Source organism: Enterobacter sp. BRE11, assembly GCF_031844285.1.
In the GTDB taxonomy this organism is placed as follows: Bacteria; Pseudomonadota; Gammaproteobacteria; order Enterobacterales; family Enterobacteriaceae; genus Pantoea.
The window spans coordinates 1-15578 of the sequence record NZ_JAUZUX010000018.1; the positions used below are offsets into that span (position 1 = coordinate 1).

Consider the following 15578-nt stretch of genomic DNA (forward strand, 5'->3'; position numbering starts at 1 on the left):
CTTAACTAGAGCAACGACCACAACAACTAACTGAGGTAGTTATTATGGCTGAACACGATACTAAGCCAGAAGTTGTCGCAACTGAAGCCCCGGAGTTAAAAACCCCTCGTTATACCGTGGGTTACACCCGCCACTGGAAGACCCACAACAAGGCCACCTCCATCACGCTGAAGGGTGGATGGCTGGATGATGCGGGGTTTGAGACCGGTACACCGCTCAAGGTGCGGGTGATGCCCGGTTGCCTGGTGCTGACCGCTCAGGAGCCGCTCACGGCTCCGCCGCCCGAGCCGGAGATCATGCAGACGCTGCGCCGGGTCTGTAAGGTCTCCGCCCGCAAGCAAAAACAGGTCACGGAGCTGATCGAAGTGATCGGCAAGCCACAGCGGTAAGGCGCTAACTGGCTGGTGTATAAAGTAAAATCCCGGCTCAGAGGCCGGGGTTTTTGCTTGGGTTAATAAAAATCGTCTTGCGTAAGCTGCTTCCCTGTTGGGATAACTTCATCTTTATCAAAAGATAAAAGATACTCTTCGTCATAGAGTTTTATTGAGTACCCATAAAGTATCCCACCTTCTTCACTGACCCCCATAACTCCACCTTTTTTACCTGCATATCTCTTGTTTTTTTCTTTGCAATCAGGAGATATTTTTACCTCTTGATAAAACCCAATTTTATTTTCCATAAATACGCCTCTAATTATTTATGAGTAATTCTCCCATCAAGAGATATATTTAAATGAGAACCATCTCTTGTTGCCCAACCGAGCTGAGCCTTACCTTTGGGGGATAGCTGAACATCCCATTCAAAAGCCTGCCCTGCTGTGCGAGACGGGCCTTTTACCCATTCATTACCAAATTTATCAAGATAACCATTATTTGGCCCTCTCGGTAACGGGTTACTTGGGGAATAATTGCTATCTGGAACAAAACGTATTTTCCCTTGGGTTGGAAGTTCTACATATTTCATACGCCCTTTAGTCGACCACGGTTGCGCAGCTCCGCCTGTTCCAGAAGGGTTAAAAGGAGGTTCTTCTACATACACAGGACCTTTTCCTCCCTGCGCTGAGCTTCCAGGCTTCACAGCAGGAGCAACATCCTTCCCAAACTGTTTAACCAGTGACCCGGAGGCCAGAACACCGCTTATACCACTTGCGGCATACACCGTTCCGACATAAACCCCTGCCCGAGCTCTGGACTCCTCCTCCGTGTACCCCATGGCCATAAATCCTTTTGTATAGCCTTCCAGGATACTGAATACTTCCTTCGCATTTGGATCGGTAGAGTTCAACAGATTTTGTATCTGCTGATAGCCTGCCTGCGCTTCCTTCGGATTCTGGTATGTCTGATTGAAATAAGTATCCTGCGCATCCCTCGCTTTCGCTCTTTCTGCCTGACAGTCTCCCCCCTTGTCATTACAGGCCAGATAAACCGCCAGATCGCTTTCCAAATCCTTACGATTCAGCGCGTCTCGCTGCTTCTCCTCCTGCGGCGTCAGATTCTGCTTGTGATTGAGTTCTGTCTGGCGGCTCTTCTCCGTGCTGTTAAGATAATTATTCTCAACCGCATTCTTCCCGGCCCCCGCCCCGGTCCCGCCTCCTGGCGCCGAGTCCGAGGCTATCCCGCCCGCCAGCCCGGCCGCCATCTGGCTCAGCGCGCTCACCGTCTGCTTCTGGCTCTCCGTCAGGTCGCGGATGTCCGTGCCCGGATACATCACCTTCACGATAGCTTTCGCCGCCAGCTCTCCGCCTGCCGCTCCCGCTGCGCCTGCCGCTGCGCCTGCCGCCGCGCTGCCGCCCGCTATCTGCGCCAGCACCGCGCCCGCGACCGCGTGCGCCATGGTGTTTGCCAGCACGTCGGTGTGCGCGTTACCCTGGGCGTCATAGCTTGTCGTGGCTTTCCTGATGGCGTTAGCGAGGTACGGCGCCATCGCCCCGCCCGCTGCCGCGCCCAGGTTGCTGGCGCTCAGCCCGCCCAGCGCGCCCGCCACCGCGGTCATCGCCATCGAATAACTGCCGCCCGTGCCCCACTGCGCCGCCACCGCTTTGTAGCCCGGGTCGCTCTGCACGATTGCGCTGAGCTGAGTCTGCGTGAGGCGGGCATAGTCAGGATGCTCTTTAAGCAGGCGCGCTGAGGTCTCTTTCGCGGCCGCATCCAGCTTCCACGCTTTTACATCGCCGACAACGTTTCCTGCCAGCTGCTGGACGCCCTGCGCAAACGCCATCTGGTTGCTGACTTTCTCCTTGTCGAAAATCTTGTCGATGCGGCCGTTGGCGTTTTCCGTGTCGCGGCTGAGGTCCGTTACGCCTTTAACCCGCCGTTACATCGTGGGCTATATCTGGGGTCAATGGGAGTTTAAGCCGTCGCCATCTGTTACTCTTATGTCCGCTAGATGGTGGCGCCAGGTTTTGAGACCGGTTAGTAGATCGAGGTGATCCCGGCTGCGGGTCAGCTGATTATCCACCTGGCTGGGGAGTGATCTGCTGAAAAAAAGATCCCGGTACGAACCGGGATCTTGACCTAACCTTTACAGCGGCTGAGGGCTAACCGCAGTCCTGCGCCGATTTCGGCCGGGGAATTATCTGCTGATAAAATAACATTTTCAGATTGTTCAAGACCTTCCCAAGCCTCCAGTTTTTCATGGCGCATAGGTGATATCGTAATAACCTCATTTACATAATGAATAATGCAATGATTCATATCTTTGAATAAGGAGCGTTTAGTTTTGTAGCCGTATTTATTTATCAACATTGAGATCCAGATCGCGTATTTCTCTTTAACTTTTTCAAGGTCAAAAAAAGCAACCCGATCCTCTAAATTATTCAGTGTCCGACTATTGGATAAAGCTCGTAAAATAGTTTCACCAGCACACTGTTCATCAGCATCAGGTGATAACAAATGAGGGGGAAAGAGGGGATCCATACTGGTTCTCCCAAGCCCTGATTGAGTTTCAATCAGCAAAAATTTATTGGTGTAATAACAGCTAGCCCAATAATCCTGATCTTTATTAAATTTCATTATTTCACCTGCGTTACTGTTACTTTAACACTCTGAGATTTACCATATTCAATGGCTCTATTTATCTCTGTCCACTGCATTTTTTTAGTATTAGCTGGTATAGCTAATTGAACTTCTTTATTAGCAATCATGCCCGGTGTTAAAGGGGTATTAGATAGTGTATATCCTTTAAAATTAACAGCGGCATCTATGTTCCCTTTGATAGAACTGTATACCTGATTAGGATTTGCCAGCTTCTCCATCGTCTGCGTATCCATTGATTTGGCGCTCACTGCTGTTTTAGTCGCACCATCATAATAAAAGAAGGTTTTAAAGTTCAGCGGTAAACGAGCATCAGCAGGCAGAGATTTACCAACATAATCTTCCCAAGGCATTCCCTGCTTCATATTGCCCTGGCCCCATTTCATGCCGACTTCAGCAGCGCTGACTGTTGCTGTCGCTGTATTCCGACTCATAAACGAAACAGCAGCAGCAGTCAGATCTTTCGCAAGTAGTCCCAGCGAAGCCACCGCTGCCTGATTCTCAGGGTTTGAAGCAAACGACGCATACTTCATCCATTGAGGACTGTTTACATCAATATTTGCCAGATCCTGACCGTTCCACTGCTGGACGTAGGCTTTGGCTTCTCACTGGTCATCACGTCCACGCCGGGAATATTGCCCAACCACCCGGGACGCTCCGTCATTTCAATACCGCCCTGAGCTATTTCTTTGTCAACAATTACAGCCTCCAGCGGACTATCTTTCAGCTTCTGATCAGTTTCTGCGCTTTGCTTATCATTAATTTTTCTCCACTTATCGATAACAGCCTGGCAGTCACCACCAGATTTCCGGCAATCAGACAGCTCTTTATCAAAAGCCAGAGACTGCGTTGCGCTCAGCGAGTGATTATCAACAACAACTCTTGCCGACGCACATGACCATCACGAACCCTTCTTTTGCACGTTATTTCAGATAGTTACAATAGTGTTCACCTGCGGCACTTACGGCGCAAGTCGGAAAGGGGGAAAATTTTGGGCTTAGAACGAAGAACTCCGGCCATTGGCCGATGTTAACGATAAATTCTGAACTTTATATGAATAATCAAAATCTGTAATGGATGCTATATCGTTAATTTTTTTTATTTTGAGCTTTTCAGGGGATGGTAGACTATTAATTAGTTTTTCAATAGTTCCTCGAGCATACCTTTTTTCCTTTATAGTTATTTCATAATCTACTGAATAAAAAAACCTTTCTTCTTCACCATTAAATCCCAGCCAAAACACACAGCCATAGTCAGACAATTCACCACTATCCAGCCAGATTATGTTTTCTGGAGCTCCATCTGAGAAATCTAACTCCTCTAATTTTATATCGCCGATATCTTGAATCCCTGAATTTAAATGGTAATCCAAACTAGCCTTGAGTGATGATATCACCGTGTAAAGATCTATTGACGCCCCTTTCCCCGGAATAAGGACATCATCTATTATGAAATTAAAAAGGCCACTTGGTGAATTTAGTGGGATAATGTATTCTACTTGAATTGCTATCTCTAGTGCGTTTCCAATGATCATTTTAACTTCCATCCTTCTTGCTTTCTTAGGGCGGCTTTAACGTCATTTGGTAGTTCTAGCTTATTTCGTTGGTCGGCGGTACTTCCTGACCAGTGATAACTACCAATATTGTCTGGTGAAAATCTATGCACATTACCATTACTGTCTAACGCATATCGTGCTTTATGTTCCCTGCCTTTTATTGTTAAAGGTACAGAACTTTCGAAAATGGTTAGAGAATTTTTAGGTTCAATACCTGCATTAGGCCTGTTACCTTCACCACCTAATGTATGCTTGGAATTCGATTGATAAACCAATCCATTGCTGGCTTTTGTTGGAGTAGGAACAGGTATTGCACTTCCTTTTGGTCCTTTCGCTGCAATCATTGCAGGCACAGTAGCCGCCATCGCTGCCGCTGTATCCTTGTCCAGTCCAAGGGCCTCGAACTTCTGTTGCCACCCTAAATTGGCAACGGTCCCTTCGGCTTCCATACTGGAACTGTACACTGCGGAAAAGTAGTTCTTGAACTCATTAGGTAACTTGCCGTCAGCGTCCAACTGCTTGATGACTTTATCGAACACTTCCCATTGCTCAACCAGATAACCATACTTATTCCCACATTTATCAGGTTGGCTGCTACAGAACTCCAGCATTTCCTTCTGCTGTTTCAGGTTGGTATCTACCATGTCATGAATCACTTGCTGACAGGCTGCACCCTCACACGTCCTGGCTTTCTGCGCGAAGTTATCAAGCTGAGTCACGCTCAGGAAGTTATTCTCAACCGCATTCTTCCCGGCCCCCGCCCCGGTCCCGCCACCCAGCGCCGTACCCGACGCTATCCCGCCCGCCAGCCCGGCCGCCATCTGGCTCAGCGCGCTCACCGTCTGCTTCTGGCTCTCCGTCAGGTCGCGGATGTCCGTGCCCGGATACATCACCGCCACGATGGCTTTCGCCGCCAGCTCTCCGCCTGCCGCCCCCGCTGCGCCTGCCGCCGCGCTCCCGCCCGCTATCTGCGCCAGCACCGCGCCCGCGACCGCATGCGCCATGGTGTTCGCCACCACGTCGGTGTGCGGATTACCCTGAGCATCCCAGGTTGTCGTGGCCTTTTTGATGGCGTTAGCGAGGTACGGCGCCATCGCCCCGCCCGCTGCGGCACCCAGGTTGCTGGCGCTCAGCCCGCCCAGCGCGCCCGCCACCGCGGTCATCGCCATCGAATAACTGCCGCCCGTGCCCCACTGCGCCGCCGCCGCTTTGTAGCCCGGGTCGCTCTGCACGATTGCGCTGAGCTGGGTCTGCGTGAGGCGGGCATAGTCAGGATGCTCTTTAAGCAGGCGCTCTGAGGTCTCTTTCGCGGCCGCATCCAGCTTCCACGCCTTCACGTCGCCGACAACGTTTCCTGCCAGCTGCTGGACGCCCTGCGCAAACGCCATCTGGTTGCTGACTTTCTCCTTGTCGAAAATCTTGTCGATGCGGCCATTGGCGTTTTCCGTGTCGCGGCTGAGGCCCGTCACGTCCTGCGCCTGATGCTGAGCGTCGCGCACCGTAATCGTACCGTCCGCCACCGCCGAACGCGTGGTGCCGGAGGCGCTGCCGCTCATATTCACAAAGGTCGGCAGCGCCCCGCCCGCAAACTGGCTGCCCGGCGCATTGTTGCTGTTATAGCCGCCGCTGATGCCGAAGGAGGCGCTGCTGGCGCGGTAGGAGGCGTGATTATCAAGGCTCTCCCAGCCCAGCGTGCCGGCAGACAGGCGGTTATTCGCCGCATCCGCCGTGGAGGCGATGACCGCGCCGTTAAGCTGCGCATGGTTGCCGGCAAAGATGTCATAGCCGCCGTCGCCCGCAAACAGCCCGCTCTGGTCGCCGACGCTGGCGTACTCGCTGTTTATCCTGCTCTTGCTGAGGCTCAGCCCGGCCGAACCGCCCGTGCCCCAGGTGAAGCTGAAGCCGCCGCTGGCGCTCTGCTGCCTGCTCTGATAGTTATCGGTGTCCTGCAGGCTGGTAAGCGTGAGGTTATTGCCTGCGTTAACGCTGATGCTGCTGCCCAGCGCCTGCGCGCCGGAGAGCAGCGTGTCGTTGCCGCTGCTGAGCGTCAGGTTATTCTTCGCGTTGACGCGGCTGTTGACGTGGGTCGTGCTGTCGCCGTTCTCACCGCCGCTGGCCATATAGCCGCTGGCCTGTACGCCGAAGCCGGTTTCTTTGCCGATGGCGGCATGCACCCCGGCGCTCCAGCCGGACGATTTGTTGCTGCTCTTCTGTTCGGTATGGTTGCTGGCGGCGACCAGGTTCAGGTCGTGCGCGGCGGCCAGCGTTACCTCTTTGCCAGTGATACCGCTGCCTGCCAGCGTCAGATCGCCGCTGGCGCCGTTCGCGCCGGTGGCGACGACGGCAACGCTACCGCCCCCGCTGAGCGAACTGCCGCTGACGGTATTGCTGCTGTATTCCGATGAGGATTTGCTCTTGCTGGACCCGACGTTAAGCGCGATTTTAATGCCGACATCGTCTATTTTGCCATTAGCCAGCGCCGAGGCAGAATCTCTGGCCGCGTCTGACATCGCCCAGCCGCTTTCCAGCATCTTCACGGCGTTAAGCGCCTTCAGGCGATCGTCCCCCGCCTGGCTGGCCTCTTTTGCCTGCGAGCCCAGGCTCAGCAGCGCGTCGGTGATCGGGCTGGTGAGCTGCAGCGTCAGGCCGCTCTGCTTCTGCTCATAGCTCTGGCGTCGCGTCAGCGTGTCGTTACCGGGATCGATAGTAACCGATCCGCCAGCCAGGCTGATATCCTGCTTCGCGATGACGTCGGAACCTGCCACGCGCGCATCCTGACCGGCAACCAACGTCACGTTGCCGCCGGTGCTGCCGATGGTACTGGCGCTCTGGCTCTGGGTGGTACCGTCCTGCTTCAGCTGCTGTTTCGTGGAGGCGCTGCCAAAGGTCACGCCAAGGCCGCCGCCGCTGAACATGCCGCTCTTTTTGGTTTCGCTCAGGCGATAGCTGGTTTGGGTATCGGTAGCCGCCGCGATGGTAAGATCGTTCCCGGCTTTCAGGCCCACATCGCCTTCGCCAATCACTGAGGATCCTTTCACCGTCAGGTCATTGCCCGCGATGATTGAAACGCGATCGCCGCTCAGCTGCGAGGCTTTTTCAGCAGTGTCGCTCTCTTCGCTGATGGTGTGTGTGGTCTTTTTGCTGAACAGCCTTTTTTTGGTTTTCGTCTCTTCTTTGTAGGCGTAATCGCTCTCCGTGGCGGTCGTGATATTCACGTCGTGACCAGCCTGCAGCGCCAGATCGTTGTTCGCGGTGAGAGTGCTTGCCTGGCTGGTGATATCGTTTCCAGCCACCAGCGTAGCGCTGCCGCCGCTGACAATCTCGGTGCCCTGCTGACGTACCGTTTCATTAATAACGGTTTTTTTGCTGCCGCGTTCGCTGTTGCCGGTTCGGCTCTCTTCCGCGTTCAGGTTGATATTGCGTCCGGCCTGCAGCCCGACATCGCCGTCTGCAACGATTGCGGCTGCCTGACTAGTGAGATCGCGTCCGGCTGAGATCGAAAGGTCGCCGCCGCTGGTTATGGCTGTGCGGTCAACGTCAGAGGTATGCGACTCTTTATTTCCTTTGCTGCGGTTCTGGCTGGTAGCGGCGCTGTTCAGATTCACATCGTTGCCTGCCGCCAGGGAAGTGTCACCTTTGCCTGCAAGCGAACTGGCGGTGATGCTCAGATCATGTCCCGCGTTTAGCGCCAGGTTACCACCAGCCTTTATCTGACTGCCGACATTACTCACCGTTTGAGCACTGGTTTTTTCGGTCTTATACCAGCCTACCTTTTCACCGCCCTGAGACTGACCTTCGATCTGCTGATTGCCCTTGATGGCGATATCGTTCCAGGCATTGAGCAACAAATCGTCGCCCGCAGAGAGGTTTGCTGCCGTCAGCCCGATGTTATTTCCGGCGCTCAGGCTCAGATCGTCGATTGAGGTTATTGAAGCAGTCTGCCCGTTGAGGGTTTCGCTGAACGATTTGGTACCTGCATCCAGGCTCCACTGCTGCGAGGTGGTAATGCTGCTGATGCTGCCATCCAGGCTCTCAAGCGCGACCTTTTTGCCCTGTATGGCTGAACTCACATTATTGATATCGCCAAGCGCGCTGAGCTGCAGGTCACCGCCTGCGCTGATAAGTCCGGCGCTGAGGTTATCAATACGGTTCTGACTGTCGACGGCCATGCCATTTTTTGCCGTCAGCGTACTGCCATCGTTGACGATATTGCCGCTGGATAAGGTGACGTTGTTGCCTGCAATCACGCTGCCGTTATTCATTTCGGCATCTTTAGATGACAGATAAACTTTCGGCACCATCACCGTCTGGCCATTAATTGTCGTCGCTTCCCACCAGATAATGCTTTTATCCAGCGCAGCCACCTGATCGGCGCTTAGCGATACGCCGAACTGCAGGCCCAGCGACTGCTGTGCCGCCGCTGCGTTATCCATCAGATAGCGCATTTGGTCCAGATCCGAACCGATGCCGTGCAGATAACGACTGCCCGTCTGATTCAGAACCGTATTGCTGACGTATCGCGTATCAAAGGCCGCGTCGCCAAGGAAGCGGTAATCGCTCTCTGGTTTGAGGTCCAGCCGGTCAAGCAGATAAGACGATCCAAGGAAGGTATTGACGTCGGTATATTGCTGACGGGTTTCCGTCGGCGCACTGCCGGGCTGTTTGCCTAGTAACGTATTGAGATCGCCAAACAGTTTGCTGTCGAGTTGACCCAGCCCGTTCAGTTTGGGGTTAATAGTAATTAAATAGGGGCTGTTATTGTCACCCGCGACAAAGTAACCGTTGCTGCTGGCTGGAAGAGGATAAGCGCTGGTATCGACTTTTGCAGGTGTATTGCGCAGCAAGGAAGCGGGGGTAAGATTGCCCTTTACCAGATTACCTGCATGACCCAATGCAGCCTGGCCCTGTTGTGCACCTGACAGTTGCGTCAGGGACGCTTCCCCCGGGGTTGTCCCATCCAGCGCCACGCCAGCATTTATCTGCTGTAACGCATTCTGTAACTGATCCCGCCATGCAGGCGAGTTTACAGCGACCTGGCTGCTGCCTGCTAAGGTCTGGCGCTGTGTCGCCCCCATCTGGTTTAGCGCGGCTAACCCTGAAACGACTGGTGCGGTCAGGGTATTGCCGGTCCACCCGGCATTCGCAGTGGTGGAAGTGTTGCTGATGTCACCGCTAAAGCTGGCGCTGACGTTGCCGCCAGCCTGAATCACTGAACGATAAAGGTCGCCGGGTGTGTAAGTTGACTCATGACCAACAAGTTCAAAATAAATCGTATCGACTTTGGGTTTAGTAGGTACCTTAGTGTTAGAAGATGTAGTTGCTAAAGTGGGTGCATTTTTGCTGTTCTTTAAAGCGTACTTATAAACCAGGTTTTCAGTTTTTTTTCCTGCCTGCCAACTCTGATTATTAAGCTGAGAACCCAAGAGTGAAACATCATAATTTGCAAGAATATTGCTGGCTTGGTTTTCAAGGGAATTTGCATAGATAATCAAATCATTACCGGCCGATATACGCCCAGCGCTGCCTTTTGAAACGACACTGACGTTCGTTTCCGAAATAGCAAACTTTTGAGTTGCGTAATCGGCGAAAGGCGCATAGTAGTAATTTGTAACTTTATTGTAATTACAGGCACCATGACCATTACATGGACCTGTCTGATGTATACCTGTTTTCGAGTAATAACCCCAAGTTCCATCCGCCATTTGCGTATGGGGCAAATTAATTGAAGCGTTACCTATCCCCGAGACAGTATTGATTTGCTTTGTGCTCTCTTGAACCTGCAACCCATCCCGCGTATTCAGCAGATGCCCGGTCCTGATATTGATATCGCCATTCTGCGACTCAATGGTGCCCGACGTATTAATCACCTCGCCATTAGCATTCCCCGCCGCATCGCCCTGCATCCACAGGCTGTTGCCCGCCAGCATATCCCCGCGCTGGTTGCGGATGCTGTTCGCGTAGAGCGCCAGGTTTTGCCCGGCATAAATCAGCGCAGCGTTGACGATGCTGCCCGGCGAGCTCAGGGTCAGACTGCCCAGCGTACCGGTAAAACCATTGACCGTGATGTCGCTGCGGCTGTTCAGGCTGACGTTGCCGCCGCCCTGTAACGTGCCGCTGCCGTTCAGGGTGATGCGGTTGCCGTTCAGGCTGCTGTCGCCGCTCCCGGTGGTGATCTGGCCGTTATTGGTCAAATCGCCGCCCGCGCTCAGCGTCAGCGCCTGGCCCTGCAGGGTGCCCTGATTATCGATCGCGCCGTTGCTGCTGATGCTGAGCCGGTTGCCCGCCGCCAGCGTGTGGCTGGCGGTAAAGCCGTTAATCAGGTTCAGGGCGGCGTCGCCGAGCGCCACCACCTGACCCAGCTGATCGAAGCCGCCGCTCTCCAGCAGCAGGTTGCCGCCGCTGAAGAGTCTGCCGGTCGCCTGCTGCGTCACCTGCGACGCCTTCACGTTAAGCTGACTGACGCCCAGCAGCGTTCCACTGTTAGTGAGCTGCGCGTAGTTCACCGTCAGGCTACCGCCCTGCGCGGTGCCCTGGTTTTGCAGCTGCGCGCCGGTCAGCGTGCCCTGCCCGTCGGCCAGCAGCGTGCCACTGTTGCTGGCATTCGTCGCATTCAGCGTCAGCTGCGTCGCCTGCAGCCAGCCGCTGTTGGTCAGCTGCGGCGCGTTCAGCGTCAGCTCCCCGGCCGACAGCACTCTGCCGGTATTGGTTGCCGAACTGGTGGCGGTTAGGCGGCTGTTCGCGCCCTGAATCAGGCCGTAGTTATAGAGCTCCGGCGTGGTGAGCGTCAGTCCGCTCTGGCTCAGCAGCGTGCCGCTGCCCTCGTTGGTGACGCGGCCGCCGGCGGTGAGCAGCAGGCTGTTGTCGCCCTGCAGGCGCCCGCTGTTAGTGACGGCGCCGGTGGTCATGATCAGATCCGCGCCCTGCGCCCGTCCGGCGTTATTGACGTCGGCGGCCTGCAGTTCCAGCCGACCGCCGCTCAGCAGCGCGCCGTTCTGCTGCTGCGTCAGCGTGTTGCCGAGCAGGGTTGTCAGCCCGTTAACGCCGGAAATCTCTCCGCCGTTATCTAAGGTGCTGCCGTTCAGCGTCAGGTTTTTCGCTATCCACTCTCCCTGATTGCTGAGGTTGAGCGCACTGAGCGCGGCGGCGCCGTTCGCGGTGATTTTACTGCCCGCCGAGGATGAGAGCCGGTCGCGCAGGCTGAGCTGCAGGGTGTCGGCGCTCTGGATCGCGCCGCCGTTGGCGAGGCTCGCGGCGTTCAGCAGGATCTGCTGCCCCTGCCACGTCCCGTTATTGGTGACGCTGTCGCCGGTAATGCTCAGCGTGCCCTGCGTCAGCAGCTGCCCGCCGGGGTTATTGATCAAGACGCGCGCGGGCTGCGCCTGTACCGCCAGCAGGCGCAGGCCGCGCACCGCTGCGGCCGGGCCCAGCGTCAGCGACTGCAGACCAATCAGGCTGCCCTGATTGGTGACGCTGGCGGGCGTAATGGTCAGCGTCTCGCCCTGCACGGTGCCGCCGTTGTTAAGCGCGCCGCCCCGCAGCGTCATCGCTTTTTCTGCCAGCAGCGAGCCGCTGTTTTCGGCATCCTGCGCGGTAATCAGCGAAGCGCCCTGCGACATCACCTCGCCGCCGTTGCGCAGCGCGCCGCTGATTGACGCCGTAAGATTGCCGCTGCTCAGCAGCGAGCCCTGATGCTGCCAGCTCTCAGCGTCGATCTGTACGCGATTGCCCTGCAGCGTGCCGTCGCTGTTCAGATCGCGCGCACTGAGCAGCAGATCGCCGCCGCTCAGGGCCTTACCGGACGATGTCTGCGTGACGGCGTCCGTCGCCTGCGCGTCCAGCAGCGTGCTGCCCTGCCATAGCCCGCCGTTGCTGAGCGTATCGCCGCGCAGCGCCAGGCTATCCGCCATCAGCCTGCCGCGGTTGTCCAGACGGCCTGCCGTCAGGCTGGCGCTGCCTTTTGTCACCATCGTGCCGCTGTTGTCGAGCAGTCCGGCCGAAGTGCCGGTCAGCGTCGCGATGCCGTTTATCGTGCCGCTGTTGGTCAGCGCGCCTAACTGATAGTGCAGAGCGCTGCCCTGCATCGCCCCAGCGTTGTTGCCGCTGTTTGCCTGCAGGCCGAGATCGCCGCCGCTCAGCAGCGTGCCCGCGCTCAGGTTGTTGATCTGGCCAAACCCGGCTGAAAGCGCCGCGTCGCCCTGCACAAGACCGCGATTAGTCAGCGTATCGCCTGAGGCGGCGAGCTGCTGCGCGGCCAGCGTCCCGGCGTTGTCCAGCGTCGCGGCCTGCAGCGTCGCCTGCTGGCGCGCCAGCAGCACCCCGGCGTCGCCGTTGCTGAAGGTGCCGGTCAGACGGGTGGTGACGTTGTCCGCCGTGACCCGTCCGCTGTTGCTGAAGTCGCGTCCGTTTAAGTCGAGGTCGCCAGCAACCTGCAGCAGTCCGGCGTTGGTCAGCGTCACCGGCGAGAGCAGCAGCGAGGAGCCGCTGATAAGCTGACCGCCGATCGCGTTGGTAATGGTCGCACTGTTGAGAGTGAGCGCGCTGTTGCCCTGCAGCAGACCCGCGTTGGAGAGATTCGCAGCCGTAACATTAAGCTGGTCCGCCGCCAGCGTACCGGCGTTGTGCGTCTCGCCGCTTGTCAGATCAACACGCTTTTCGCTCAGCAGCGCGCCGCCGTTATCCAGCAGGCCGCTGACCTCTGCAGTGAGCTGCGAGGCGGCGCGCGCACTGCCCAGGTTCTGCCAGCGGTTTACCCGCAGGTCGAGCCGATCGCCCTGCAGGCTGCCCTGGTTGATGAGATTATCACCCTGCACCGCCAGCGTACCGGCGCTCATCAGCTGACCGCCCGCCTGATTGCTGAGCTGGTCGCCCTGGAGCGTCAGCGCATCCGTGCCCTGCATCAGCCCGCTGTTCACCAGATCGCTCTGCAGCGTCAGCACCTGCGCCAGCAGCCAGCCGCTGTTGTCTGTGTTGCCCGCCTGAAGCTGCACGCCCTGCTGTCCCAGGATCTTGCCGCTGTTGTTCAGGCTGTCAGCCTTCAGCTGCGCGTCGCCGACGCTGAGCGCGTTGCCGCGGTTTTGCCAGTCAGCGGCCGTCAGGTTCAGCCGCTCGCCCTGCATCAGGCCGCTGTTTTCCAGCTGACCGGCATTCAGCTTCAGCTCCCCGCCGCTCAGCAGCGTGCCGCTGTTGCTGAGCTGCTGGCCTGCGGCGAGCAGCGCCTGCTTGCCCTGTAGAGTGCCGCTGTTGTCGATTGTGCCGCCGTTAATGTTCAGCTGGCTGGCGGCGATCTCTCCGCCGTTGGTCAGCCTGGCGTTGCTGAGCTGCAGGGCGTTATCCGCCAGCAGCCGCGCCCCCTGCTGGTTGCTGAAGCTGTCGTTGCTGGCAAGGATACCTGCCGCGTTGATCTCGCCGCCGTTGGTCAGGCTGGCGCCGGCCAGCGTCAGGGTGCCGCCGCTGGTGATCAGGCCCAAATTGTTCAGCTCGGGCAGATTCAGCCCAAAGCTGTTCTCAGAGCTGACCGTGCCTTGCGCCAGGTTAGCGAGGCGCTGTCCCGTCAGACTGAGCGCGCGTGTGCCCTGAATCAGCCCGCTATTGTCGGTTTGCGTGCTGTCGAGGGTCAGCGCAGGCGCGGAGAGCACGCCCTGGTTGAGCAGGGAACCGCTGCGCACCGCCAGGCTGCCGGTGCTGGCAAGGATCGCGCCGCTGTGGTTGGTTAGGGTGTCCGCGCTGAGCGTGGTGGCGGCCGCGGCAAGGGAACCGCGGTTATCGAGCTGCTGCGCGGTGGCAGAGAGCGTTTTGCCCGCGGTAAATTGCCCGGCATTGCTCAGCTGCTTAACCGCCTGCAGCTGAATCGTCTCGCCCGCATTTCCCCGGCTGGCCTGGTCTGCCGACAGCGCGCCGCCGCTTAAGCGGATGTCCCGCCCCGCCGTCAGGCTGGCGCCTTGCGTGGTGAGCCTGCCGCTGGCCGCCACGGCGACGTCAGCATCGCTCACCAGCGCGCCTGGCCCAATGGCGACATCCTGCTGCGCGTTGACAACAATCTGCCCGGCCGCTTTGTTATCGCCGCCCAACGCGACCGACGCGCCTTTTGCCGTCAGCGCGCCGCTGCTCAGGCTGGTATTCAGCGTCAGCTGGCCGCTGCTGTCGAGCTGGATATCGCCCTGTTTCGCCACCAGGTTGCCGAGGTTGACCCCCACGCCCTTTTCGCTGGAGACCAGGCGAATGCGGTTGGCGTACATGCCGCCCAGCGCGCCGGTATCTACCGCCACAGACGGCGCGGCCCCCTCGCCGGCGATCGGCGTGACTGACCCGTCTGCGCCGACGCGGTTTGCGCCCACCGTCACCGAGAGATCTTTCGCATGAATGCCGGCATTGATTTCCGTGGCGCGCGCGACGATCGATACCGCGTCAGCGCTGCTGCCGTCCAGCCCCTTGCCCTCGACGATCACCGCGCCTTTGCTCACCTCCAGCGCGGCGAGGTTGCCGTTCGCATCCAGCTGCGGCCTGCCGGTGGTGAGCGTGACGTTCGGGGTGTTGATAAAACCGCAGCCGTTGCAGGTAATGCCGTACGGGTTAGCGACCATCACGTTGGCGGTTTTGCCCGCCACTTCGGTGTAGCCCTGCAGCTGCGAGCGGTTCGCGCCCGTGACTTCGTTGATAATCGCCCGCGCTTCCTGCCCGGCTTTCAGGTTGGGGTTGTTCTGGATCAGGCCGCCAAGCTGCGTCTGATTAAGCTGGCCGGTGGCGTTATTGAGGATCAGCCCTTCCTGCCCGACGTTGTACTGCTGGTACGGGTTATGCGACACGCCTGCGCCGTTCGGGGTGGCGATATTGACCACCGGCACGCCGTTGCCCGCGGCATCCATCTTCGTGCCGGGGGTGACCGGCGTAATCTGCGCCGCCGCGGCGGGCAGCATCGGCTGCACGGCCACCAGATAGCAGATGAGGTAGCTCAGCGCGCGGCGGGCAAGGGAAACAGGTTGACGATCGTCCAT

7 protein-coding genes and 1 pseudogene are annotated in these 15578 nt (G+C 57.4%); 1 reads left to right on the top strand and 7 read right to left on the bottom strand.

The genetic code is table 11. The features are described 5' to 3' along the window. The first annotated feature begins 44 nt into the window (after nucleotides 1-44). Complete coding sequence (locus Q9R34_RS17775; protein ID WP_485895440.1) at nucleotides 45-389, top strand: SymE family type I addiction module toxin; 345 nt, start codon at nucleotides 45-47, stop codon at nucleotides 387-389. A gap of 62 nt (nucleotides 390-451) precedes the next feature. Here the strand turns inward: Q9R34_RS17775 and Q9R34_RS17780 are convergent, their stop codons facing one another. The 7 genes and pseudogenes from Q9R34_RS17780 to Q9R34_RS17810 form a co-directional block, all read right to left on the bottom strand. Beyond that, a complete protein-coding gene (locus tag Q9R34_RS17780) occupies nucleotides 452-679 on the bottom strand; it encodes a hypothetical protein (RefSeq protein WP_485895442.1) in 228 nt (75 codons plus the stop codon). Between the two features lie 14 nt (nucleotides 680-693). Then, on the bottom strand, nucleotides 694-2217 hold the full coding sequence (locus Q9R34_RS17785) for a polymorphic toxin type 17 domain-containing protein (protein WP_485895444.1): 1524 nt from the start codon (nucleotides 2215-2217) through the stop codon (nucleotides 694-696). A 296-nt stretch (nucleotides 2218-2513) separates the two neighbouring features. Continuing rightward, the gene (locus Q9R34_RS17790) at nucleotides 2514-3011 is read right to left on the bottom strand and encodes a contact-dependent growth inhibition system immunity protein (RefSeq protein ID WP_485895445.1); all 498 of its coding nucleotides are present in this window, start codon (nucleotides 3009-3011) and stop codon (nucleotides 2514-2516) included. Beyond that, a complete protein-coding gene (locus Q9R34_RS17795) occupies nucleotides 3011-3520 on the bottom strand; it encodes an endonuclease toxin domain-containing protein (RefSeq protein ID WP_485895446.1) in 510 nt (169 codons plus the stop codon). The genes Q9R34_RS17790 and Q9R34_RS17795 overlap by 1 nt, the downstream gene beginning before the upstream one ends. 24 nt (nucleotides 3521-3544) lie before the next feature. After that, nucleotides 3545-3598 (bottom strand): annotated as a pseudogene (locus tag Q9R34_RS17800) (hypothetical protein); the annotation flags it as partial. A 431-nt stretch (nucleotides 3599-4029) separates the two neighbouring features. Continuing rightward, nucleotides 4030-4566, bottom strand: coding sequence for an Imm42 family immunity protein (locus Q9R34_RS17805; RefSeq protein ID WP_485895448.1), 537 nt, complete (start codon nucleotides 4564-4566; stop codon nucleotides 4030-4032). Continuing rightward, nucleotides 4563-15578 (bottom strand): hemagglutinin repeat-containing protein, encoded by an 11016-nt coding sequence (locus Q9R34_RS17810; RefSeq protein WP_485895450.1) that lies wholly within the window; start codon nucleotides 15576-15578, stop codon nucleotides 4563-4565. Before Q9R34_RS17810 ends, Q9R34_RS17805 begins: the two co-directional genes overlap by 4 nt.